A 26,059-nucleotide genomic window follows, 5' to 3' on the forward strand; every position below is an offset into this window, starting at 1 on the left:
CACAGAACGTGACTCTAGCACTCTAACAATCTAGCACTCTAACAATCTAGCACTCTATCGAGATTACCAACTTCGAGAAACAGTGAGACGCACAATGCTCTCCTGATACCCTCCACCCAACACCGGTGGTGTGAGGCGTTCGTTGAAGAGGGTGCGTTCTGCACGGAGGTCTACGTCTGCGAAGTTGCCGAGGCGGGCGGTAACGCCGAGGAAGAAGCCGGTGCGGTCTCCGTAGGTGTCATCAAGTGCAAGGGTGAGTCCACCACTGGCGGTGAGGATGTCGGAGAGGATGTACGAAGCGGAGCCATCGATGGTGATGATAGTTGTGCTTGGAGATGCCACTGCTTCTTGATGGATCCATCCGATGCCGGCTGTGAGCGAGAGAGGGATGAGCAACGTGACGGATTGACTGGCGATCACGGATGTGACGGCATAATCATAGAGGTTGTTCTTTGTTGCCGCGTCCTGTCGAGCAAAGGTAACGTTGGTGCTAGCACTGAGATCGCCGATGCGATATGCATAGCCCCCTGACGCATTCCACATGGTCGTACGATTCACGTATTGGAGAAGAGTGTCGGTTGCGTCACTTTGTTGAACGTACGGTGAGTACGAAACGCGGAGATATGGCAGTCCGCGGAAGTTGAGACCAAGTGTTGCGCCGATAGAGAGCAAGGTAGAAGTAGAACGCTTGATCGGAATGAGATTGTCGCGATCCTGCCGGGCAAAGAGTCCGATCGACATTTGGCGTTTCAGAAGTGCCTGATCCACTTTTACATCAAAACGCAGTACGTCCACACGGAGGTTTGGGACTCCCAGCGCTCGATATCCGGCACCGATGCGGCGGATACTGCCACTAAACCGTGTGCCACTGCTTCGAATGTTCACGGCAGTACTTGCAGTTGCAGACCAATCAACATACGATGAAGCATTGGAGTCTGCTACATTCAAGAGGAAGTCAGGAACACTCGTTGTTCCAAACTGAGGTGCATTAAGATCTCCGATGGTAAGGGAGCCCCCTACTTCACCTTCAAATGACCATATACCCGGGATGAGTTCTACACGGAAATCGATCGTTGAGAGGATGTTTTTTTGAGGCGTAAGAGCTGAGAGAGTATCAACCACGGTAAGGCTGGCCTTATCATCAATGGTATAGACTCCAGTGATTGTTACGTGGTCTGCCGTGATGGAACCAAGGCCAATACGACCACCATAGAGTTTGCGTCCAAAGTCAGAGTTGTCAGAGGTGCGATAGATGGTTGTATCTGTGCGTGTAGAATCAATGCGCGAGAGGGGGCGTTGTGTTGTTCCATACACTGCATGCAGATAGAACGCACCGCCGGGGTTCCATTCGAGATTCCCACCAACAATACGCGCTCCGCTGAGGGTAAGTGGCGTGAACGTTGGGAAGACCGTGCCCACACCGATCTTTGGGAGCGAGGCCATCACACTCTCAACATCACTCATAACACCGATCTTGGTGAGCACATCTTCGTAGTTGGTGATGTTGCCGTTCGAGACATCGCGCAACTGTTCTACTTGTCGCATGGCCTCAAGTTGTTCGAGCTGTTCAGGATCATATTGCTTAAGAGAGTCTTTCACACTCTCGTACTCTCCCAGCATCCATCCGGCCTCAGACATCGCATAGGACTCGAGTTCGCGATACGCACGCTGCGTAACAATGCGCTTTACGGCATCAGGATCAAGTGAAACAGAAAAGGCATTGATGTTCTGACGAATATCTTGCTGTTCAGAACTCATCAAGAGATTTGCCGTGATGGGCACGCCGTAGATGATGGCCGATGGTGTGAATTCAACACGCCAGAAGTCAGGGGGCTTCTCCTGAAACGATCCCGACCTATTCGACGTTTGACCAAGCACACGATACCCGCCGGTGAAGATCACGGGCGCATCACCTTGGTCGGAACCAAAGACAACAAATGGTGATCCTGTTTGTGGTGCAGGCTGTGCTGTTGCGATCACCGATGCAACTGCTAGTGTCACCAACACGATCAGGTTACTCGCACGTATCATGGCATTGCGAGACGTTCAACACGCAGTGGTCCGATCGGTGGATCTGCAGGCACCGGTACGAGATTGATCACGGGTCCTTCACCCATTTGTCCAAGTCCGTTCTGGCCCCACGTCCACAATGATCCGTCGGCCCGTACTGCCATGGCATGTGCACCTCCGGCAACGATGCCTTGTACGGCATCAACGCGCGACACCTTCACGGGCGTAAGTCTGCCAAGCCTTGTACCGTCACCACATTGACCGAGGATGTTGTTGCCCCACGCCCACACTACTCCTGATGAGTCGAGTGCGAGGCAGAAGGAGCCCCCTGCCGCAATGGCACGGATATTCTTGAGTGCCTCAACCTTCTTCGGAACGTGTCTGTCGGTAGTTGTTCCATCACCAAGCTGTCCACTCGCATTACTCCCCCACACGAACACTTCACCGGTGTTTGTCAATGCCATTGAGTGAGCATCACCGGCTGCGATGTCGATAACAGCCTTTACACGCTTGATGCCCGGGCTTCCGCCGAGGTCCATGGCGATCGGAAGTGGGATGGGAACGAACGGGAAGTCATCATCGAATCCAGCCTGACCGTTGCCGTTCACTCCCCAACCGGCAACTACACCCGACATCGTTAGTGCAAGAGAATGTGAGTGGCCACAGGCAATGGCGCGGATGCCTTTGAGCATCGGATGTTTGCGAGGTGTTGGAGGGTTATCGATCCCGTCGAGCTGTCCGGTAGTTACGTTGATCTTTCCGCCAAAGAATCCATTCTCAAACGTTCTGTTGTAGCCCCACACATAGACGTCGCCCTTACTCGTCAACGCCATTGCATGACGTGAACCGGCTGCAACATCGATCACACCCGTAAGTCCGGGGAGTGACGTTGGTTCACCCTTCGTGATCCGGTCGTTCACGCCCAGTTGCCAATAGTCGTTGAAGCCCCATCCTTTTACAACGCCGCCTTTTTCAACAGCGAATGACATGTCCATCCCTGCTGCAAGCGCCAGGACGTTGCTCACCTTGGCCAGCTTCTTCGGCTCGGATACTACGCTCGGATAGGCTTTTGTGATGGCGTAACGGAGATTATCGCCCCAGCCCCACACGATGTTCTTTGGATCGAGTGCCGCAAGTGGGAAGCCCTTCATGTAGGTGCCGGCGCCGCCTGACTGCTTCATGTCCGTCACGTCGTAATCAACCTGACCGCCTTCTGTCTGTCCTTCTTGTTTCTGTGCCACGTAGGAACTTGCCCAACTTTTCTTTGCCTTGATGCCAGTTGCTACCTGGTTGATCGTTGCATCGGTGAAGAGGCCATTACTACCTGCTTTTAGATCGGCTGCGCTGATACTGAGTTCTTTTACGAGTTTCAGGGGGCTTTTCTCTTCCGGAGTAGCAACGAGAGAGTGTCGTTCTCCGGCGGCCATCACAAGCACGGGGAGCTTGATCGAGTCGAGCTTCTCGCGGTCAAAGAACCGGAAGTTGTCAACGTTCACATGCGCCATCTTCGAGCTGTCCTTTACTACGAGGTACGAAGCTCGATTGATGTACCGCACCACATCCCACTCCACCGGAACAAGGCGTTCGCTCGCAGCGGCGCGCGCAGATGGAAGGCCTGTAGAATATGCCAAGTAGAATTCACCGGGGAGCCCAGGCAGTTTCCGAACCGGAAGTTTGAACGTATCCTTTGCTGTGCGCTCAACATAGAGCTCAACAGCTGCGTCGGGTGATAGAGAGCCCCCTACCACAAAACCGATCATACTTGTTTGAATGCGGAATTCCTGCGATTGCATTCTGCCGAGTGCTTCATCGCCGATGAGCACTCCGTATGAGGTGACCCAATACCGACCGTTCTGACCTAGACTTCCAAGAACCGGGTGATCGTCCTTCACCGGATCATTCTTGAATGCTTCACCTTCTACCGTCCAACAGGCAAGCGATCCGATCTCAAAGTCCCAGTTCTCTCCGGGGCAGACATCCGTGAGTTCGGCAGCAACGGTAGGTGGCTTTGGCCTGTCTGGGGGCGTTGTATCACCGCGGAACGGACGGAAGACAAACGTCCACACCTCGCTAACGCCAAGGTTGATGATGCTCGAACCGCTTTCTTCATAGGCAGAGACCACCCATGCATACTTCTGTCCGACTGTGAACTTCCGCGCTGAAACAGGATACTGCAGGATCGTTCGGGAGAGATCGCGTACATCCAAGAACGCCGGGTTGCGAGATACAGCGTCTTGGGGCGTCTGTGTAGCGAACATCTCATGGATGCGCACCTGATACAGGATGCGCTGTCCGGGACCGGGAGGAACCGATGACATCCACGTGAACACCGGATAATCCATCGGCACTTCAGATTCATCGGGTGGCGCGATCAGGATCGGCTGCGAGAGCCTGTTCACAGTTGTGAACTTGCAATCTTTACCGAGGATCTGGTCTGTCTCTGCGCTGATCACTTCGCAGCAGATCTGGTAGTCGCCCGTGGGTACGGTTCCGGTACGCAGAAGGGCGTCGCGATATTTTGGGTTGTACTCCCCAATCTTCACCGGTTGAACCATGGTACCAGTTACCACAGTCTGGCCATTCGGGATCTCGATGACCTTCGTTGTGGCGTCGGCAATGATGCCGTCAGGGATCGATGACTCCTCGGCAGTGCCATGTAAATAAACCTTAACAGGTCTGCCCGAGGTATTTGTGAGGTAGACCTTCCACAGGTCTGCAACTCGCAATTGATTGGGAGGGGGCTGAGAAAGACGGATGCTCACCATTTCGGGTGATTGTCCGAAGAGGCTACCGGCACTGCAGATGAGCACCAAGGCAATTACGAACGTCAACGTGCGAGTCATCGGGCTACCTCCCCGAAAATGAAATTGTGCGACTCAAGTTCACACACCCCTGCGAGGCTCCAAACATACAACTACCAATGAAATACGAAAAAATACTTTCAACATCTCTTTGCATTGTCCTTCGGTTGACGTTGTTTTGCCGTCTGGTTATACGGCGTCATGTACCAAGGAAGGGGTGGGACAATGAACCGACAACGGCTTTCGCTCTCATCATTGAAGCGCTCGCTCGTCCCGCGGATTCCAACAGAGCAACGCTCGGTTGCCACCGTCGTGGAGCGACCAGAAGCCTTTGGGCTTTCGCGCAGACATGCGATCAAACTCGCCGGCGCACTTACTCTTGCAGCCGCACCTCTTGCCGGGATCGTCCAGGCCGCGGTCAGCACTTCGTATGTCATGGTCCGTCGCGGACGGCGCATCGTCTTCCTCGTTGCCGGCGTGGAACGCTGGTCTGTGGATCCTGACCTCTTCGATGGAACGCCAAGCGTTCACGCATCAGAGACCGATGCCGGGATCGTCGTCACGCTGCGTGATGCTCTCTTCCCCGGCACCCAGATCAGAGCCGACGTTGAAGCCCATATCTCACGAGGGATCAGCGCTCAGGCCACATTCCGCTTTGCAGCACTTGGGGCCACAGAGAGCGTTGACTTCGTTCAGTGGCTTCTCGACACGTCAGCAGCACACCTGCTGCGCACGTCTGCCATTCATTCGCACATCGGCGCAGATGCATCCGTTGCGATCGCTTCTGGAGTGGCATCGTTCCGACCATCATGGGTTTTGACATTTGCCTCAGCATCAATGCTCACGGCAGACAAACGCACGCTCCTTGGTTCACGCTGCTCAGTAATGGCTCTGGCAAAGGATGCCCCCTCTCTCACAACCGGTGCCAATGGGAAACGGTCCTTGGTTCGCGTTGAGCGCGGAGATCAACCGTGGGAGGTAAAGATCGATCCAACCGGTCTTGCAGACTGGCAGCTCGTGTCGAACAGCACCTCGTTCGATGCGTGCTCCTTGGAGATACGATCGGACGGTCAAGCAACTGGGATGATGGAGGCAGCACGTGAGGGGGCAACATTTCTCAACGTAGCAGAAGCCGGGATCACACTTCCTCTCCGTGACCTTCGTTACGCATGGGCTATGACGGAGAAGGGGCGCCATGACGGCCTTGTAGCACGATATGCGAAGGGTGCCGAGTGGACACATATCGAAGGTGTCTCCGTTGAATTGGGTGACCGAGAAGGTATTCCACCGCTCGAGATCGAGCGCAGGGGCCAGGAGATCACGAGGCTTATTGTTGCGCCGGGTCTGAAGAGATATGTGATCCCCGTATCCGGGGCCGTCACGGAACCCACAACAACACATCCTCTCTACCAGCTTGCCTTGTTAACGAAGTCCGTAAAGCCCTCGGCGTTGCCTAAACCGCACATGCATCTGGCATCGCTGCAGGTGGACCTCAAACAGACGATGTCTGTGCAGTCGCAGGTAAAGGATCCAACCGTCACCGGCACGGTGAAGAAATCACTCGGAAAACTTGGCAAGGCCAAGTTCACCATGCCGAACAATCCTCGTGTTACGGTGATCCGTCCTGACGACTTGCTGGTGTTGACCTTTGAGTTTCAGAATATCACACTCAACAAATCCGGCGGAACATTCTCCGGCGGCGGCAGCGGGTCTCGACTCATCGTTCATTTCCAACCGCAGCACATCGCCGAACGCGCATTCTTCTATACGGGTGACAAACCCGCCGATCAATCGGCCTATCCTCCCGGAGATCAATCGAAGAAGACGAGCAGCGACGAACCATTGCTCGATCCGCCGATCGATGCAGCGATGGCTCATCCGTCGCGGCTTTCGTTCCAGCTTCCTTCCGGGTATTCCGGCAAGTACAGTATTGAAGGTTTGCTCGACTGGAAGAAGTTCACTCTTGCTGTTTCACCGAGTGCCAAACCCCCTGCTGTTGAATCGATCTACTCTTCATTGGCATCAAGCACCTTCTTGAAGTATGCGTCTGTTGGCGACTCAGAAGTAAAGGATGCGAAGAGTTCGATGCTCTATGTAAAGAAGAAGGGCATCAGCACGGGCAAGAAGTACACGGTGAATGCCGGTGCATCAAGCAGGTTAACGTCGAAGAAACAGTCACGCGTGAAGTCGGCGTTCGAATCACAGGCAGACCTTGCAACATCACTTGCCGACTCAACGATCAGCGACATCCTTGCTGCTGCACTCGTAAAGCCCCCTATCAAATGGCCGGAGCTCGACGAAACAGCGATCGAATATCCGTACCGTTTGTTCCTTTCGCCGAACAAATACGCCGGATTCGCCCACCGCACGTCAAGCGGGCTTACGCCTGACCAACGCAAGGTAGAGCTGTGGCACACCCGTCTTGGTGTTCGCCACACGGACGGATCGGTGAATGAGAACGCAGAGTACTTCCGCACGGTTCGTGCTATTTGGTCGCCCGATTACGGCACAGCACGCACGATGCAGCCCATCTTCAAAGAACGTCCGTTCCGCACCTCACTCAATCGCAGAGACCGCAGTGAGATCGTAGACCTTACATCCAATTACGGGCTGAAGTTCACCGAAACCGAACCCGTCAAGGTGAAACGACTGATGCTCACGTCGCTTGGCGCATGGATGGATGGCACCGGTTCGTGGGATCCGCATCCGGATGATGATCTCGAGGTAGAAGGTTGGGTACAACGCGGCGCACAGGGAAGAGACACGTTTGTTCGCGTTGCCTACAAAGGATACCTCTATCCGTTCGGGAACAGAGCAACGCTGATCAAGGAGACCGAACGCAAGTTCGTGCGGACACCACGCGGAGACATGGCGGCATATCTCATGCAGCGCATGTTCATCATTCTCAAGGAGCCCGTTCGCGAGTTTCCGGCTGACGGACTCGACGGCATGGAGTATGAAGGCAGAGAGTTCCCGTTCCGTCGCGTAACCATCACAACGAAGATGACGCCGAACTTGGAGCTCCCAAAGCCCCTTATTGAATCAGATGACACACTGTTCTCCAGCAACAGCTTCTGGCCGATGTTCAGCATTGGCGGCGGAGCGCCGCAAGATGTGCGATGGAACTGCATCGCAACGGACTGGGACAACAACACCGTTCAGTTCAGTGTGCCCCTAGCCTTCCTCACTTCGCCAGACTGCGCGGGTTCGGGCAGCGTGAGCAAGTTGCAAACGTTCAGTGGCAACAAGAATGGCTCTGGCGATGCAAGTTCGTATGTAAAGCAGATGTCACGCAGAACCGTAGAGATCAACGGTCAGAAGGTTGCCTTTGCTCCGTCGATCAAACGTGGCGACACCTCCTTCCCCACGGCGAAGTTCTACCTTCACGGATATGCGAACAACGAGATCCCGGTGAACACACCGCGGTTCTTCCCGCGCATGGAGAAGTCGACGGTTGCCATCGAGAAGGTCCAAGAACTCCTCGGCACCAGCGGCACAAACACCGTCAAGTTCTACGAGAAATACCTCGCCCATGCCTTCGAGGCCGGGGCCGCCGTTGCCAAGGGCGCAAGCGTCAACGTCAACGACATCAAGAATCCAACACAGATGTTCCTTGCGCTTCAAGACGCATTGAACATGGACTTCGGAGCTCAGTCGGATAAGGGAGGGGGCTTGGCAGCACCAAGCATTGGTGTTGATGCACTCTCTCGTTTGATGGGGCCGATCCAAGGCAAGGTGAATGACCTTGCGAACTCTGCTGCCGCAGTGGGGAACTTCGATCCGATGGAGTATTTCGCCGGCTTGCTGAACAGCAAGATCTTGGGCGACATCACTCTCAAGGACGTCCTTGATTTTGTTCAGGGCATTCTGAACAACATGGACAAGATGCCTGGCCTTGATAAGAAGGACGACTTCGGGATCAAGGACGACATTGATGATATCAAGGCCAAGGCAGATGAAGTAAAGGCAGAGGCGGAGAAACTCGTTGCTGATGTCGCGGCAGAAGTCAACGCCGCAAAGGCTGCACTCAAGGCCGAAGTTGATGCCGTGAAGAGCGAGATCCAAGGCTACATCAATGCAGGAAAGAAGGCCGCTGAAGATCGCATCAAGGAATGGAAAAAACGGATCGACGATAAGATCAATGAACTCAAGTCCGAGATCGATAAAGCCCTGGAGCCCCTTATCGAGGCCGGTAACGAGGCAGCAGAGAAATACAAAGAAGTTGCAGGTGCACTCGAAGGGTTGAAGAAGGGTCTTCAACTTGTGTACGAATGGCAGACGGAGATCAAGGGTTCCCCTGGCAACATTCTGATGCCACGTGATCCGGGAGCAACCGATAAGGACGACAAAGCTATTCTGTATCTCAAGGCTGAGTTCATCAAGAAGCTCAACCTCGATCCGCCGGAAGTGAAACTCTACGGATCGCTGTCGAACTTTATCATCAACCTCATCGGTGATGGTGCTGCACAGTTCCTCATCATCACGTTCAACAAGCTGTCGTTCTCGGCGAAGATCGGTGAGAAACCATCGATCAACCCCGACATTGCAAGTGTGGAGTTTGCAGGCCCCCTCTCCTTTGTCAACAAGCTCAAGGATCTCATTCCAAAGGGCGGCGGCGGCGGTGGGGTTGGCTTCTCATTCGACTTCAACGTATTGCCATCAGGCATCACGGCCTCCCTTACGATCGGTCTGCCCAATGTGACCGTTGGCGTGTTCTCTCTGCAGAACATGGCCTTCATCATGAGCATCACCATTCCGTTCGATGGACGTCCGTTCTCCGCCTACTTCGCATTCTGCACCAAGGACAATCCGTTCCGCCTGACGATCATGATGTTTGCAGGGGGCGGATTCTTCGGCATCGAGATCACACCGTCCGGCGTGCGTATGCTCGAAGCTGCATTTGAATTCGGTGGCAACTTCGGATTCGACTGCGGCGTGGCCTCCGGCGGTGCAAGTGTGATGGCCGGCGTCTATTACAAACTCGAATCGAAAGAGATCGAAGGCAAGATGGTAGAACAGTCCGAACTCACGGGCTACTTCCGTCTCACGGGAAATCTTTCCATACTTGGTTTGATTCGCATAAGCCTTCTCTTTGAATTGAAGCTCACGTGGCAAAGCAACGGCAAGGTCTTTGGTGTTGCCACGATCGAAGTGGAGATCGAGATCCTCTTCATCAGCTTCAGTGTTGGTGTAACGGTGGAACGTCAGCTTAAGGGCTCAGACGGCGACCCAACGTTCAAAGACGCACTCCCAGAGCCATCGCTATGGGAACTGTATTGTTCAAGCTTCGAATATGAGGAGGCCTGATATCATGGCTACACAGGAACTCCAATGGTTGGCCGTACCGTATGACGTTGAACAACGCGACGGACGGACGTATCTCTCTGTTGCGATCAGCGTAACGCCAAAACTTCAAGAGGCCACAACACAGCCACGCACGTTGGCGGACTATCCGGATTGGATCGATTGGCCGGAGACACTCAAGAATATCAAGATCGCACTCGACTTTGATGGACTAAAGGTGAAGCCATCGGCGATGACCGTGAAGAACGAAATCGCAGATTCAGAGACATGGAAGGCGATCTTTCAGAAGACCACGCTTGTCAATCCATTCGAATACAAGCCATTTACGAACTACAAGCTCGTGTCGTTCCCGGTGAAGGGTGTACTGGCATCCGTGAATTCTGCCTACGTGAAGCTGGCAAAGGAATTCGCAACAGCACCGAAGATCGAGATGATCAAGTCTGTAGCCAAGGACACAAAGTCAAGCTTTGGTGGTCCTGCCGCACTCCCAAAGGTGATGGACCTCATGAAGGATCTCACACCGAATGATGAAGAAGAGAATAATCTGCGTCAGCTCAAGAGTGCCTTCGAAAAAGACGGCATGGCGCAAACAGCCAAGAGCCTCAACCAAAGCGAGACATCCAAGAACCCCGTACGTGGCATCAAGGGCGGTCAGGTAGAAGTTCCGTCGAGCCCCGAGACGATGATGTATCGTCCGGTTAACATGACGTCTCCTGTTGGCGGACTCCTCATGGCCGAGGTCTTTCACACAGCACGCAATTACAGCAAGGACAAGCCGGGTGTTGGCAAAGGGGCCAAGGTGCAACGTCGCGTAGAGCGTGCCAAGATCGCACGCCCATCCTACGACTTCCATCAAGTGGTCTCGCTCATGCGCGAGTATCCGATCATGCTTCGCAAGCTCGGCATCGTTCAGCATGTGGAGTTTGAGATCCCGAGTGGGTTTGATGACGTAAGCAAGGTCCGTTGTCTCGTCGATTTTCCATCCCCACAACTCCCCGGCACAAAGAACACATCGCCCTGGGTAGCCTATCGACTTGATCGTTCTGGTTCACCGCAATATTGGCAGTTCCTGCCTCGCCCCCTACCCGAGTCTGAGATCAAGGGGGCTGTCCTTTGCCTCGATGATGCGAGTCACTTCGACATCATCCAGGTCGATGTAGATGCAGCTGCGATCAAGACGCTGCAGTACACTCGCGGCATGATGCATCGAGCAAAGAAGACCTTCAACACAAGAGATTCTGCGTCCGATGCATCGCCTCCAACGGTGCGTGGCACAGGTCTGCAACTCATCCGCGTCAATCGCGGTTTGAAGCTCGCCAAAGCCATCATCAGGAATGCCCAGAACTACAACAAGATCGTTGCGAATACAGAGGTAACGCTGTATGCGGATGACCTTCTGCGTGGATTCCGCGTGGATGTGTGGGACGACGTTTCGAAGAAGTGGCACTCATTGATGCGACGGAACGCAACGTATACCTTCCCAAAAGCAACGGGCGACTTGAAGACAACCGGCGTTACTGTGCTTGATGAAGAAGGTGTGATGACGTTTGGCGCCTCACGTCCGGTTGGTTCCGATGATACGCCGTCGATGCGCGCCCTCTATGCCCACGAAACTGTGATGCAGTGGGAAGGTTGGAGTCTTGTAGCGCCACTCATCGGACAACACATTGGTGTAGAAGATGAGTTAGCACCAGAACAGAAGAAGGCATCGCCACCTGCCACGTTTGAGTACCAGATTGAGTCGGCAGTAACAGTCGTCAAGAACTCCCTCCCGCGTTTGCGCTATGGCAGAGGCTATCGCATGCGTGCACGTGTGGTGGATGTTGTTGGCAACGGTCCGTTGCTCAACGAGCTCGCCCCCGACGACATCTCATGCACTACTGCTCTTGTGCGGTATCTGCGTTGGGATCCGATCTCTTCTCCGATGCTTGCTCTTCGCAAACATCCTGTGGAAGGCGAGTCGCTCGAACGTATGGTGGTTCGCAACTACAATGCCAGCGAGAACGATGCTGATGAAGTAGCTACAACAGAAGTTTCGGAACGTCACGTCTATCCGCCCCTTGCCGCGCAGCAGACTTGTGAACGTCACGGACTCTTTGACGTAACACCTACCGGCAAACTCAAGGGCGACGTAACAACGTACGACCTCATCGTGAAGAAGAGCGGTCAACTCCCTTCACGTTGGTATACACGTACTGTTACCGGAGACCTCAAGCCCGAAGCAACAGACAACGTTCCACCGGCAGGCGACGCTAAAGAGAACGCGATCAACTATCCGTATGTGCCCGGTGCATCCGCTGCGCCGCCATATCTGCCGGATCCGCTTGCACGAGGACTCACGCTCAGTGGTGTTCCCGGTGTTACGGCCGGACAGCTCATGGAAGTGACGCTTTCCGGTGTGAACATGGCAAGCATCAGCTCTGCTACCGGCGTGGCATCTATTGTCTTTGATGGCATGGATGTGTGGCCGGAGATCAGAAGCATCATCATCAAGCTTGCCGAAGGAACCGGCGCACCAACATGGGATGCCGCACAACGCACGCTCACGATCCTTCTGCCAAAGGGTGAGCAGGCCTGGATCCTCTTCAGTAGCTCACTGGGTGAAAAGCAAGCAGACGCAGACATCAACCTTTCTCTCCTTGGACACAAGGGCACACTTCAGGCGGCTGGGATCGCAGCCGGCGCAATGGCGGCAGCATCACGCGGCTTGAATTGGTTGATCACACCGGGCAGGACCTTGCATCTTGTCCACGCAACACAGAAGCCCCTTAAAAAACCGGAAGTGAAAACGGCCAAGGTTGCACTTCGTGATTTTGGGTCGACGAATGCCACCATCGACATCACCGAGACGTATGTTCATGGGCGTACAACACAGAAGATCGACATGAATGCCGAGTGGCTGATGAAGGAAGACAACCTGAACAAGAAGGGTCCGGAAGATCTTCAACAACAGTCATACTTCTACGAGCAGCATGTTGAAGACAGACTCGTTGACAAACTTTCGAACGAGAAGACGCAAGAGTTTGGTGATACAAAACATCGTCACATCACCTATGTACCTACGGCAACTACGCGGTTCCGTGAGTATCTGGCAGAGTCACTTCGCAAAGATCCTGCGAACCTCACACGCAAGGGCATCGGCAAGGCACTCCACGTCCTCAGCACGAAACGTCCGGATTCTGTGAAGCTTCTCTATGTGATCCCATCATTCACATGGGTGGAGGAAGAGAAGAAGCTTGTAGGCAATTCTGTTACGTCAACTCGCAAAGGTGGTGGACTTCGCATTTGGATGGAACGTCCATGGTACTCCTCCGGCAACGAAGAGATGGTAGGCATCATTCTCTACACCGGACAGAAGTACAAGCCCGGCAGTGGCGGTGGTGGTGGCAAAGACTTCAAGGGCAACTTCTACAGTAAGGGGCTTGGCATTGGCGCATCGAAAGGCACCGTGCTGAGCGGACTTACAAATGTGAAGGTGGATATTCCGGAGAGTCACTCACCATTTGTAACGCAGTGGGGACTTGATCCCGTGTGGCTCAGTGCGCCAACTCCATCAGATTCCACACCCGTTGTTGCAAACTTCAGCGATGCCGATCATGTAGAGAGCGGTGTGAGTCTCGAAGAGCTTGGCATAACAGAGCGATTCACAGTGGTTGCCTACAAACCGAAGTACGACGAAGACCGTCAGCTCTGGTATTGCGACGTAACGATCGACCCCGGCCAGTCCTACTACCCGTTCATTCGTCTTGCCCTTGTGCGCTTCCAGCCATATTCGCTTGATGATGATTCAACGGGCAGAGACGTGTATTGCTCACGTGCAGTACTCTCTGAATTCTGTCAGCTCGCACCTGACCGTCAAGCAACTGCGACCATCGATACAGACCGCCAATCCATCAACATTCAGGTGGTAGGTCCAACCTATCGCATCAACACCACCGGTCAGACCGGAAGTGATATTGAAGTGACCATCGAAAAACGTGATGCCGCCGCCGGCGGTGAAGACATCGGCTGGACACCTGTCACAACACAACGTCTCGACCGACTCTCCGCCGCCAACATGTGGGGCGGCACCCTTCGCGTTCCAAGTGGCATCGACGGAGTACAACATCGCGTTGTGATCAAGGAGTACGAACAGTTCTACTCCGATCCGCTTGACAATCGCAAACGTGAAGGCAGCCTCGGCCTCAAATCAGCAAGTGGAGGGGGCGACATGGAATTCACCCTCGACCGCCGCATCGTCTACGCCGACGTCCTCCCCCTCTTCTAGCACTCTAGCACTCTAGCAATCTAGCACTCTAACAATCTAGCACTCTAACAATCTAGCACTCTAGCAATCTAGCACTCTAACAATCTAGCACTCTATGAAACTCCTCAAGTGGATCGGCATCGTCATCGCCAGCATCATCCTCATCGTTGTTGTTGGCGGACTCCTTCTCTCTGACAAGGGGCATGTGGCTCGCACTGGTTTTGTGGACGCATCACCACGTCAGGTCAAAGCACTTGTCAACGACCTGAGTTTGATCAAGAGCTGGTCACCGTGGCTTGCCATGGATACCAATGCAGTCCTCACATTCTCTGGTCCTACCAAGGGTGTCGGGGCCAAATACACGTGGGTCAGTGAAAAGCTCGACAATGGCTCCTACACCATCGCATCCTCTACACCAGAGAAGATCGAGATCGACCTTGTCTTTGGCCAGATGGAACCCGCGTTGGCAACGTTCACATTTACACCGAAGGGCAACGGCACCGAGGTCACGTGGACACTGGATACCGACGCCAAGGGCAACATCTTCTCACGGTGGTTCAACGTCATGCTTGATCTGATGGTTGGCCCTGACTTCGAAAAAGGCATTGCCAGCATGTCATCCCCAGCCAAAAAGATCGCGATGGGCAAAATCGTCCAGATGGAAGAATACAACTGCGCAGGTGGTTTTGGTCTGGGCATCCGCTCAACCATCAAGGCCTCCGAGATCGGAACAACCTTGGCAAAGCACTACGGAGCCATCATGCAGTTCATGGCCCAGAACAACATCACCATGGAAGGCTACCCAATGGCCATCTACCACACCTGGGATGGCAAGACAACAGATATGGAAGCAGTGATCCCCATCAAGGCACCTGCTAAGGGCAACGAGGCCATCCACCCTGTCATCCTCGACAAGGGGCCAATGATCATCGCTCACTACTACGGTCCGTATGAAGACTCTGAGATGGCCCATACCGCATGTCTGGCCTGGCTCAAAGAACACGGCAAAACAGCCCGCTCAGCCCCCTTCGAAGAGTATGTAGGCGATCCCGGAACCGAGAAGGACCCGATGAAGTGGCTCACGAAGGTGTATTATAGTTACTAGTAAGTCAGTTACTAGTTACTAGGTACTAGTTACTAGGGACAGGGTAACCGCGAATCCGGTAACTAGTAACTTGTAACTAGTAACTGGTAACTGGTAACTGAGTAACTTCGCAAATGAGTTTTAACGGCTGGCCTTTCAGGGTCTTTCTCTCGTTGTTTGCGGTTGGTGGTGTGATCTGGTTAGGTGCCAGTATTGCCCGGATGGTTGTAGGGTTTGACGTCTTCGTTCCCGGGACCCTCGTTTTTAAGCCGACACAGTCCGAGGCAGTTCGTGTACACACGATCTGGCTATTCACGTTGCTTGGTGGGTGGACCGGATGGTCCTTCCTCTTGGCAACGGTTGGAGGCGTGGGGACGGCAGTGATCGTCCGCAGGTCCTTCCGCACCCATGGATGGCTGTTGATGTCGGCCGTGCTTCTCATGCTCTTGATCCCTGTCCAAGCCTACGTGGCGTGGGAGGATTACCGACTCTGGACGTTCTTTGACCGAACCACGGGTATGCCTTTGGCGCAGCCGGCGGAGATCATTGCGGCCTTTCTGAACCGTTATACAAACACAACAGTGAACATCTTGCTGGGCATGTCCCTGCTTGCCGCGCTCACGATGATCCTGTTCTGTACCATACGCCCCTTGCAACGACCTAACGCGGATCAAACGAAATCATGAAGGCAGAAAAGCTTCTCGAAGAATTGATGGCACTTGCGAAGTCGCTTGACTACAACGTTCGGCGCGAATCCGGCACATTCCGTGGCGGCGCCTGTGTTGTCCACGAGCAACGTCTGATCATTCTCAACCGCTCCATGCCCCCAGAAGCAGCAGCAGTGATCCTTGCCCGCGCGCTGTGCAGGTTCGTTCCCGATGATCAGTTCATGAAACCGGCCATCCGAGAGATCATTGAGCGAGAACGTGCGTGGATAGAAGCCCATCCCGACGTGACGTTCCAACCGCAACCAACCGAGGCAGAGTGACACGTTTCGCAACCATCGCCCTGGTGGGACGACCCAACGCCGGAAAATCTACGCTCATGAATGCCATCCTGGGCATGCACCTGAGCATCGTTACGAATAAGCCACAGACAACACGGAAACGTGTCCTGGGCATTCACACTGAAGGCGATACACAGCTGGTCTTTCTTGATACTCCCGGACTTCTTGCTCCAAAGTATCGGATGCAGAAGCACATGATGGGCTATGTGGATGAGTCGCTGGATGCAGCGGACATCATCTGCGTGATCGTGGACGTCAAGAAGGCCTTTGAGCGCGGAAATGTCATCGACCCAATGTGGTCCGATGCCATCACAAAGCGCAAAGTGCCGGTGATCCTCGTCCTCAACAAGATGGATGTCCTCGGCGTGCCCAAGGAAGCTGCCGTCCTGATGGAACAAGCACGTCTGAGCGGACTCTTCGCCAAGGCCATTGCCATCAGCGCCAAGGACACCACCTTTGTGGAAGATCTTGTAAAGCTCTTGTGTGAACTCGCGCCGGAAGGTGAGTTTCAGTACGACACGGAGATCGTCTCGGACCAGCCGGACAGGTTCTTCGTTGCCGAGTTCATTCGTGAGGCCATCTTCAAGCAATTCTCCGAAGAGATCCCCTACGCTGCCGACGTCACCATCGCAGAGTTCAAGGAGCGTGAAGGGGGCAAGTGGTACATCGCTGCAGATATCGTTGTTGAGCGCGAGAACCAGAAGGCCATCCTCATCGGTGCCAAGGGTGGTGCGTTGAAACAGGTTGGAGAGGCTTCCAGAGCCACAATTGAGCAGCATCTTGGCATGCCGGTGTTCTTGGAGCTCTACGTCAAGGTCCGAAATGATTGGCGCAATGACCGCACTCAATTGGCAAGTCTTGGCTATTGAAGCCAATACCTCCCGTCGCCATCCGTTATCTTTGCGGTCTATGCCAGCCCCCTACCGAATATTTCTTGCCCTTTTCGCTATTTCGCTCTTCTCTTGTGCATCGTCTGACGAGGCAAAGAAGCAGCGGACTGTAGACGATGTTTGGGCCAGTGCCAAGAAGTCCTACGATGACGGCGATTGGCTTGATGCTCAGTCGGGTATGGAAGTGATCAAACTTCAATACCCCGCATCCCAATACGCCGACGACGCCCAGTATTATCTGGCTGAGATCACGTTCGAACGCGGTGAGTTCATCATGGCGGCGTTCAATTACAATCTGATCAGACGTTCCTATCCGTCGAGTGAGTTCGTACGACCTGCGATGTACAAGACCGCACTCTGCTACGACAAGATCTCGTTGCCGGCTGACCGCGATCAAGAGAATACGCGCAAGGCCTTGCAGGCCTATGCAGACTATCAAGCGATGTTCATGAGCGACTCGCTCTCTCGCGAGGCAGCCGTGCGCACACGGGAACTGCGAGACCGACTTGCTGAGCGGAACTGGATCATCGCCGAACACTACATGCGCACCCAGGCACGTCGTGCAGCTTCGATTCATCTTGATGCGATCATTGATGAATACCCCGACTCCAAGTGGCTCGAAAAGGCAATGGTACTGAAGCTGCAGATCCTTGAGTGGCAGGAGAAGAACGATGATGCACGCACATTGATCGCGATGTATCGTCGAATGGTGAAGGATCCGCAGCTCAAGGACGATGTTGACGAAATTGAAAAAGGACTTCCGTGAAAACCCCTGAAGAGAGCGTCGTTGTCATGACGGAGCTTGTGCTCCCGAACGACACCAATTACCTTGGCAATCTCCTTGGCGGACGCCTTATGCACTGGGTGGACATCGCCGCAGCGCTCAGCGCGCAACGCCACAGCAGCAAGGTCTGCGTAACAGCATCAGTAGACGAGATCAGTTTCAACGAGCCGATCAAACTCGGTCACGTGGTCCACATCCGCTCCGTTCTTACCCGTGCCTTCCGCACATCGATGGAAGTGTACGTTGAGGTTTGGCGCGAAGACCCGTTGCATGGCACCCGTACACGTACGTCGGAAGCCTATCTCACGTTTGTGGCCATTGATCAATATGGCAAGCCCCTTCCCGCACCTCCTCTCGAGCCCGTAACGGATGACGAGAAACGTCGGTTCGAAGAAGCCGCCATCCGCAGAGAAAACCGTCTTCGTGCTCGCGAGACGATGAAGGCCTTACGCGGATGATCCGATGGGTGCTCGTTGGACTTGTTGTGGCATCAACCATTGGTTGGTCCCAGGATGAGATCCCAACTGTGCGCATGATCCGCGCATACGGCGGCAATAATGAGAGTCTGCCACCCATCGTGATGATGGATAAGGACGTCGACAAGAACGTGGGTTCAGAGTTTGCCACCATTGAGTTCGATCTCACTGCGCAGACCATTCCCAATGTCTACGCGCGCATCACGCATTGCAAGGCCGATTGGTCGCCCGACGATAACGGCTTTCTTACGGATGTAACCAACCGCTCAAGTATCGTCGATTGGACACTCGCTCCCGAGCGATCCAAGTATTATCGATATCGCGGGAAGATGCAGATCCCAAACCCTCAAACATCGCTTCGTTTCAGCGGCAACTGGCTCGTTACGCTCCACGATCTCAACACCGATGCCGTGTTGGGTCAGACCAGGATCTTTGCCGTGCAGAAACGCGCAGCCATGTCGCTGGCCTTTATGACGGACTTCTACGAACCCGTCAAACGTGTAAGCTCCATCGCCTATACCATCGAAGCCACTGTTACTGAGCCAACCGGTGATCTCCTCACCAACAACCTTCACACCGTAACGTTCTACCGCAACAATCGATGGAACGAACCCTTCATTGTTTCCGAGCGTGCTCCGTGGGATGTGAACCCTCGCGGTATAGGCAGTGCCATTGTTGGAATTCTGAATGGCGGCAAGGTGTTCCGTGTATCACGACTTCCCGCACAGAATGAATACCGCATTCTTGATCTCTCCGATCAGTCGCGATACCCCTTTACCGGTCAACCCGTTCGTATGCCTCTTAGCGATCTCCGTCGCAACGGCATGTTCTACGAACGTTCTGATGATGGCGCTCTTGTGACAACCATGATCTCCGGGTACAGCGATGAATACGTGCCAGTGGAGATACTTCTTGATCCCGCACCTGGCGGACCAAGTGAAGATGACGTGTTCGTTGTGGGGTCGTTCAATCAGTGGAAGCCCGACAAGTCGTGGATGATGTATTTCGACGAAGAGCTGCGACTCTACCGATGTCGGCAATGGCTACGTCGCGGCAGACACAACTACCTCTACGCCACCGGTCGCCTCAGCGCCGACGCCGACCAGATCCTCGATCTCACCTACGAAGAATTCGAAGGCAACACCGCCTCCGCCTCCAACAGCTTCGTTGCCTTCGCCTACTACCGCGAGCTCGACTACGGCGGCTATGACGGCATCGTTGCCGTGACTGCGTCGAACATCTATACGTCAGGACGATAGTAACTCCGTAACTTTCTTCTACATGAGCAGACAGAACGAACAGACGGATCCGCGGGTCCGCGTAGATGATGATGCCGATGCAGCATTGCGTCCGGCTACGTTTTCGGATTTCACCGGACAGCCGAAGATCGTAGAGAACCTCAAGATCTTTATCGCTGCTGCGAAGGGAAGGGGCGAGGCATTGGACCATGTGTTGCTCACGGGTCCGCCCGGACTTGGCAAGACAACACTCTCGCATATCATCGCTCGGGAGATGGACGCGCAGATCAAGATCACGTCGGGTCCGGTGTTGGAAAAACCGGGGGATCTTGCCGGACTCCTCACAAGTCTTGAAGAAGGCGACATCCTCTTCATCGACGAGATCCACAGACTCTCGCCCGTTGTCGAAGAGTACCTCTACTCGGCCATGGAAGACTTCCGCCTGGACATCATGATCGATTCCGGTCCGGCAGCACGTTCCATCCAGCTCTCTGTGCCACGATTCACTCTCATCGGCGCCACAACACGACAAGGACTGCTCACAGCCCCCTTACGATCTCGTTTTGGGATAACGAACAGACTTGACTACTACGATGCAGCAGAACTCGCACGTGTTATCGTCCGCAGTGCCGGACTCCTCAACGCACAGATCGATGTGGAGGGGGCGAATGAACTCGCACGCAGGTCGCGGGGAACTCCTCGCATTGCCAACAGACTCCTGCGTCGCACGCGCGACTTTGCCGACGTAAAAGGCACGGGTGTTGTGACGTTGGAGATCGCCCGTCTTGCACTCCAAGCCTTGGATGTGGATGAGTTCGGACTCGACGAGATGGATGCGCGAATCATTTCGGCCCTCATTGAGAAGTTCGCGGGCGGACCGGTGGGCATTTCGACACTTGCCGTAGCGGTTGGTGAAGAACCCGGTACACTTGAAGAGGTGTATGAACCGTTCTTGATCCAGCAAGGATTCCTCCAGCGGACGCCTCGCGGGCGTATTGCTACGCCCCTTGCCTACCGTCACCTCGGACTCACTGCACCAACGCCAGACATGCCATTGTTCTCAGGAGATAATTCTTGACAGTGCGACTACTATTGATCCTCGTCGTTGTTTTCACAGGTTTGTGTTCACAAACAGTGGCGCAGACTTCATCGATGATGCCCAAGGCCATCATCGGCTCACACACGCGCGTGATCGTCAGCGTCAAAGATCTTCTGCAATCCATGGCGTGGTGGACAAAGGTTGGATTCAGCCCCCTATCAAGACCGGAAGACAAGATCGATTCTGCCATCACCCTCTCCGATGGACAGGTCATCATCACGCTTGTGAAGACCAATCAACCGTCACCCGTCATCGTCTACCGCTGTGACAACATCAAACGTCTGAAGGCCCAGCTCGACTCGCTCACGATCCTCACCACCTTCGATCTTGAAGGTCCGAGTTACAAAGAACTTCGCCTCCGCTCTCCCAATAGCGTCTACCTGGCTGTGCGACCTTCGACCATGGAGGACGACTTCAAAGCCACCGGCGCACTCAACCCCGTCTGTGGCAACTTCACAGAATTCAGCACCAGTGCTACAAAACTTCGCGATGAACAGAACTGGTGGCTAGATCTAGGGTTTGCTCCGGTAAGGGGCGACTCCGTTCCGTATCCGTATGTGAATATGGGTGACGAACGCATTGAGATCGGCATCCACGAGGACAGGGATATCGCCAGCCTTGCATTTACCTACTTCATGCCGGACATGGAGCAACGCATCGCACGCATCAAGCAGCTGGGGCTCACACCGATCGAAGAGATTCCCACAGCCGACAATCGCATCGGCAATGCGATCTTTCAATCGCCGGATGGGCAGCTGGTGTATCTGTTCGATGGAAAACAGTAGAATAGCGAACGCAGAACAGCGAATAGCGAATAGCGAATAGCGAATTTCATTGAAGTTTGTAGCCCACGACGAAGTCGTGGGTTTAGAATAGTGATTTTCATTGAAGTTTGTAGCCCATGACGCAGTCATGGGGGTTTTGGAATAGCGTTTAGCGGATATCTTTGTGCATGAGCAAAGAGATAACATCCCGCGCAGAAGATTATTCCCAATGGTACATCGACCTGGTTCGCAAGGCCGGGCTTGCTGATTATTCAGCCGTAAAGGGCTGTATGGTCATCAAGCCGTATGGTTTTGGGATCTGGGAGAACATGCGAGATCAACTCGACCGTATGTTCAAGGAGACGGGGCATGTGAATGCCTACTTCCCGTTGTTGATCCCCAAGAGCTTCTTGAGCAGGGAGGCCGCCCACATTGAGGGCTTTGCCAAGGAATGTGCCGTTGTTACGCACTATCGTCTGAAGAATGCTGAGGATGGTTCCGGTGTGATCGTTGATCCGGATGCGAAGCTCGACGAAGAGTTGATCATTCGTCCAACGTCGGAGACGATCATCTGGAACACCTACAAGGACTGGATCCAATCGTATCGTGATCTGCCCCTTCTCATCAATCAGTGGGCGAATGTTGTTCGGTGGGAGATGCGCACGCGACTCTTCCTCCGCACGGCTGAATTCCTCTGGCAAGAAGGTCACACCGCACATGCAACGCGCGACGAAGCGATCGAAGAAACACGGAAGATGCTCGACGTGTATGCCACGTTCGCTGAAGAGTGGATGGCAATGCCGGTGATCAAGGGTGTGAAGACAGCCAACGAACGGTTTGCAGGCGCTGAAGACACGTATTGCATTGAAGCGTTGATGCAAGACGGCAAGGCATTGCAAGCCGGCACGTCGCACTTTCTTGGTCAGAACTTTGCCAAGGCATTCGATGTGCAGTTCACATCCAAGGAAGGCACGTTGGAATATGTTTGGGCCACGTCATGGGGCGTCTCCACACGTCTGATGGGCGCTCTTGTCATGGCGCATTCCGACGATGAAGGTCTGGTGATCCCGCCAAAGCTTGCATCAACACAGGTAGTGATCGTACCGATCCCAAAGCCCCTTCCTGAACTCACCGAAGTAGCAGACAAGATCGCAGCCGAGTTGCGTGCAAAGGGCATTCGTGTGAAGATCGATAATGACGATCAGAATCGTCCGGGATACAAGTTCGCTGAGTATGAGAAACTCGGATATCCTGTCCGACTCGGACTCGGTGCGCGCGATCTCGCCAACGGCACGATCGAAGTAGCACGCAGGGACACACGTGAGAAGTCTAGCGTTGCTGTAGAAGGCATTGCCGATCACATCTCTGCCCTTCTTGATGACATCCAAAAGTCGATGTACAACCGCGCGTTGGCCTTCCGCGACGAACACATCACACGCGTTGATACATGGGAAGAGTTTGTTGCAACGCTCGATGGTAAAGGGGGCTTTGTGAGTGCTCATTGGGACGGAACACCGGAGACCGAAGACCTCATCAAGGAAGAGACAAAGGCCACCATCCGCTGCATCCCGCTCAACAACCCGCAAGAGAACGGCGTCTGCATCAAGACCGGCAAACCAAGTTCCCAACGCGTCCTCTTTGCACGTGCCTACTAGTTTACAGATACTAGTTAATAGTTACGAGTTACTAGTTACTAGTTACGAGATACTAGTTACGAAGAAGGTAACTCGTAACTGGTCACTAGTAACTCTGATTGTTTTGTGTGTAGGGTGCAGCTCCACTACGCCCCTTCCCAACACCGACATCTACATCGCCGATCTTGATCGATCATCGATGAAGGTGAGCAACGTGCGGAACATCACGCAACGCACGGGGTATGACAATCAACCGTCGTTCAGTCCTGATGGCAAGGGCGTGTATTATGTCTCCGACAGTACGGGCGTTACCGACATCTATCGGTACGATCTTACGTCGGGAGCTACACGACAAGTAACGGAGACCAACGAGCAAGAGTTCTCTCCTACACCCATGAACGACGGCAAAAGTCTCTCCGTTGTGCGTGTTGGCAAGCCCCTTGCCGATGGAGACGAATACACCGAATCTCAACAAGTATGGCGGTACGATCTTGGTGGAAGACCAATCGCCCCTATTCTTGCAACGCGCAGAGTTGGGTATCACTGCTGGATAGACGAAGGCCTCATTGCCCTCTTCATCGTTGGAGATGAGGAGAAGGGGCTTCCCCCTAAGCTCATCGCTGCCGACCTCGCATCACGTCAGACCATACAGCTCGCATCGAATATCGGACGTACATTGCGCGTCACCGCAGACGGCAGACTCGCCTTTGTTGACAAGTCCGACTCAACACGTTGGAAGATCGCAACCATTGCACAGGGCGAAGACGCCCCTACTCCGCTTGTGGATCTTCCGACCGGAAGCGAAGACTTCTGCTTCCTACCCGATGGCAAGATCCTGAGTGTCAGCGGCTCACGTCTAATGTTCTGGAAGAATGGCGAAACCGCAACGTTCATCCCGTTCCATACCCTCACCGATCTCAATGGCACGCTCGCCCGCATCACAACGAATGCAGAGGGAACGAAGATCGTGTTTGTAGTTACTGGGTACTAGTTACTAGTTACGCAGTTACGTAGTTACTCAGTTACGAGACTTTTCTCACGAACTCTGTTTTTACGGCGATCCTGATGCCGTCAACCTTGCAGTCGACATGATCAGGATCGTCCGTTACACGGATCTTCTTGATCACCTGGCCGCCCTTGAGCGTTACACTAGTTCCGCCAACTTTGAGGTCCTTGATGACCTTGATCGTGTCGCCTGTTGCGAGCACGTTACCGAGGGAGTCTTTGATTTCCATATGGGAAAATACGGAGAATAGCGAACAGTGAACAGCGAACAGTGAACAGCGAACAGTGAACAGCGAACAGCGAATCCCCGCAACTCCGTAACTGAGTAACTACGTAACTAGTAACTAGTAACTAGTAACTAAGAGACTTACTCTCCGAGCTTTCGTATCTCCGCTTCGTCTAGTACTCGGTTGAAGAACATGATATCATCGAACGCGCCAACGAATCCGTTGATACTATGGTTGATTGTTGAGCGGATCTTACCGATCGAGAGTGGTTCGGTAGTTGTTGTTGAGACTCCTGGTGTGGCGAACGGACGTGCAGGTGCTCGGGCACCATCTACGTACAACGTAAGTTGATCACTTGCAATGGTGATCACAACATGGTGCCAGAGCGAGTCGATCTCGGTCACTGTGTTAACGCGCGACCAGTTGTTGAAGTTCGAGCGGAAGTAGCCGGCGCAGAGCCTCTCGCCTTCAAAGAAGACCGACCATCCTTCGCCGTTTGGGTGAAGGTACTTGCCAAGGAAAAAGGACGTTTCAGCGGTTCTTTTGTCGACCTTGATCCAGAAACTCACGGTCATCGGAAACGAACATTGCCAGGCGCTATCCGGCACTACTGCAGCATCCGTCCCATTCGAAAAGAATCGTGCGCCACCATTCGCCCCATGCCTATCCACACATTCCGTGGGCTGTGAACTTCCGTATGTACCGTTTCTATGAAATGGACTGGCGTCCTTGAGAGTGTCAGCACCACTGTTCATCGGATACCAGGCGAGGAGTCCATTTGTGATTGGATTTTGCCAATAATCGCTCGCCACCTCCACTATGTATCGCATTGTTGCTCCGGGGACTGTTGTCACCCTGCCCACGAATGACCGCTTCCCTTGAACCAGTCCGGTGATCGTGAAGGACGTCCCGGGCGTAACAAGGGTCTTTGTAACACCACCTTCAGCATCTGTTGTAACAGAGCTATCCGAATCGAACTGCACACTGTGATCCGTCATCGGCTCTTTGAACACAGCATCACGGAGGATGATCCGCGCTACCTGTTTATCACGTCCACTTTCGGACATGTAGATACGTTCCGTGGTGGATTCGCCTGCACGTGCGATCACACGTTTCGTCCCAACGTACGGACCAATGCGAGCAACGATGGTATAGGAACCTGGGTCGAGACTATCGAATCGTGTTCGACCCCGTGTAGTACGTCCGGCAGGAGCTGAGATCTCCACATCCACGATCTCCGGATTCGCCCGTTCCCCATTCACATAGGCTTCAATGGTGATCGACGCCCATTCGTGCACCGTCATTGGTCCGGGCTGTGATCTGAGATAAGGGGCTAGGCACAGCGCCAACACGATGATAAAAACATATCCGAGAAGCTTCTTGATGATCATCGCCGTTCTCCGAGAGGTAGTTGAACGGATGCAACATCAGGGAAGGGGAGGTGGGATGCACCTTGACAAAACCTTAATGAATAGCGAATAGCGAATAGCG

17 protein-coding genes are annotated in these 26,059 nt (G+C 53.9%); 13 read left to right on the plus strand and 4 right to left on the minus strand.

What is annotated here, in order from left to right:
* Positions 1-63: 63 nt before the first annotated feature.
* Positions 64-2,031, minus strand: a complete 1,968-nt coding sequence (locus tag IPI29_06150) for a hypothetical protein (protein ID MBK7412118.1) — start codon at positions 2,029-2,031, stop codon at positions 64-66.
* On the minus strand, positions 2,028-4,853 hold the full coding sequence (locus tag IPI29_06155) for a hypothetical protein (GenBank protein MBK7412119.1): 2,826 nt from the start codon (positions 4,851-4,853) through the stop codon (positions 2,028-2,030). The genes IPI29_06150 and IPI29_06155 overlap by 4 nt, the downstream gene beginning before the upstream one ends.
* A 183-nt stretch (positions 4,854-5,036) precedes the next feature.
* On the opposite strand from IPI29_06155, the gene IPI29_06160 reads away from it, so the two are divergent.
* The 13 genes from IPI29_06160 to IPI29_06220 all read left to right on the plus strand — a co-directional run bounded on the left by IPI29_06160 (position 5,037) and on the right by IPI29_06220 (position 24,327).
* Positions 5,037-10,118, plus strand: coding sequence for an apolipoprotein A1/A4/E family protein (locus IPI29_06160; protein ID MBK7412120.1), 5,082 nt, complete (start codon positions 5,037-5,039; stop codon positions 10,116-10,118).
* A gap of 4 nt (positions 10,119-10,122) precedes the next feature.
* On the plus strand, positions 10,123-14,382 hold the full coding sequence (locus IPI29_06165; GenBank protein ID MBK7412121.1) for a hypothetical protein: 4,260 nt from the start codon (positions 10,123-10,125) through the stop codon (positions 14,380-14,382).
* A 94-nt stretch (positions 14,383-14,476) separates the two neighbouring features.
* A complete protein-coding gene (locus tag IPI29_06170) occupies positions 14,477-15,466 on the plus strand; it encodes an SRPBCC family protein (GenBank protein ID MBK7412122.1) in 990 nt (329 codons plus the stop codon).
* A 113-nt stretch (positions 15,467-15,579) separates the two neighbouring features.
* On the plus strand, positions 15,580-16,131 hold the full coding sequence (locus IPI29_06175) for a hypothetical protein (protein ID MBK7412123.1): 552 nt from the start codon (positions 15,580-15,582) through the stop codon (positions 16,129-16,131).
* On the plus strand, positions 16,128-16,433 hold the full coding sequence (locus IPI29_06180) for a hypothetical protein (GenBank protein ID MBK7412124.1): 306 nt from the start codon (positions 16,128-16,130) through the stop codon (positions 16,431-16,433). The genes IPI29_06175 and IPI29_06180 overlap by 4 nt, the downstream gene beginning before the upstream one ends.
* Entirely contained in the window at positions 16,430-17,320 is an 891-nt protein-coding gene (gene era, locus IPI29_06185; protein MBK7412125.1) for a GTPase Era, read from the plus strand. Before IPI29_06180 ends, era begins: the two co-directional genes overlap by 4 nt.
* Before the next feature lie 40 nt (positions 17,321-17,360).
* Complete coding sequence (gene bamD / locus IPI29_06190; GenBank protein ID MBK7412126.1) at positions 17,361-18,107, plus strand: outer membrane protein assembly factor BamD; 747 nt, start codon at positions 17,361-17,363, stop codon at positions 18,105-18,107.
* A 26-nt stretch (positions 18,108-18,133) separates the two neighbouring features.
* Positions 18,134-18,583, plus strand: coding sequence for an acyl-CoA thioesterase (locus IPI29_06195; GenBank protein ID MBK7412127.1), 450 nt, complete (start codon positions 18,134-18,136; stop codon positions 18,581-18,583).
* Complete coding sequence (locus IPI29_06200; GenBank protein MBK7412128.1) at positions 18,580-19,860, plus strand: DUF5103 domain-containing protein; 1,281 nt, start codon at positions 18,580-18,582, stop codon at positions 19,858-19,860. Before IPI29_06195 ends, IPI29_06200 begins: the two co-directional genes overlap by 4 nt.
* 22 nt (positions 19,861-19,882) lie before the next feature.
* A complete protein-coding gene (gene ruvB / locus IPI29_06205) occupies positions 19,883-20,917 on the plus strand; it encodes a Holliday junction branch migration DNA helicase RuvB (GenBank protein MBK7412129.1) in 1,035 nt (344 codons plus the stop codon).
* Complete coding sequence (locus IPI29_06210) at positions 20,914-21,723, plus strand: hypothetical protein (protein ID MBK7412130.1); 810 nt, start codon at positions 20,914-20,916, stop codon at positions 21,721-21,723. Before ruvB ends, IPI29_06210 begins: the two co-directional genes overlap by 4 nt.
* A 167-nt stretch (positions 21,724-21,890) precedes the next feature.
* On the plus strand, positions 21,891-23,357 hold the full coding sequence (locus IPI29_06215; GenBank protein ID MBK7412131.1) for a proline--tRNA ligase: 1,467 nt from the start codon (positions 21,891-21,893) through the stop codon (positions 23,355-23,357).
* Between the two features lie 103 nt (positions 23,358-23,460).
* The gene (locus IPI29_06220) at positions 23,461-24,327 is read left to right on the plus strand and encodes a PD40 domain-containing protein (GenBank protein ID MBK7412132.1); all 867 of its coding nucleotides are present in this window, start codon (positions 23,461-23,463) and stop codon (positions 24,325-24,327) included.
* A 31-nt stretch (positions 24,328-24,358) separates the two neighbouring features.
* Here the strand turns inward: IPI29_06220 and IPI29_06225 are convergent, their stop codons facing one another.
* Together IPI29_06225 and IPI29_06230 are read right to left on the minus strand one after the other, a co-directional pair.
* Entirely contained in the window at positions 24,359-24,571 is a 213-nt protein-coding gene (locus tag IPI29_06225) for an alkylphosphonate utilization protein (GenBank protein MBK7412133.1), read from the minus strand.
* A 137-nt stretch (positions 24,572-24,708) separates the two neighbouring features.
* Positions 24,709-25,959: a LamG domain-containing protein gene (locus IPI29_06230; protein ID MBK7412134.1), complete on the minus strand. Its 1,251-nt coding sequence runs from the start codon at positions 25,957-25,959 to the stop codon at positions 24,709-24,711.
* Between the last annotated feature and the right edge of the window lie 100 nt (positions 25,960-26,059).

Source organism: Ignavibacteria bacterium, from assembly GCA_016707005.1.
Taxonomy (GTDB): domain Bacteria; phylum Bacteroidota; class Ignavibacteria; order Kapaibacteriales; family Kapaibacteriaceae; genus UBA10438.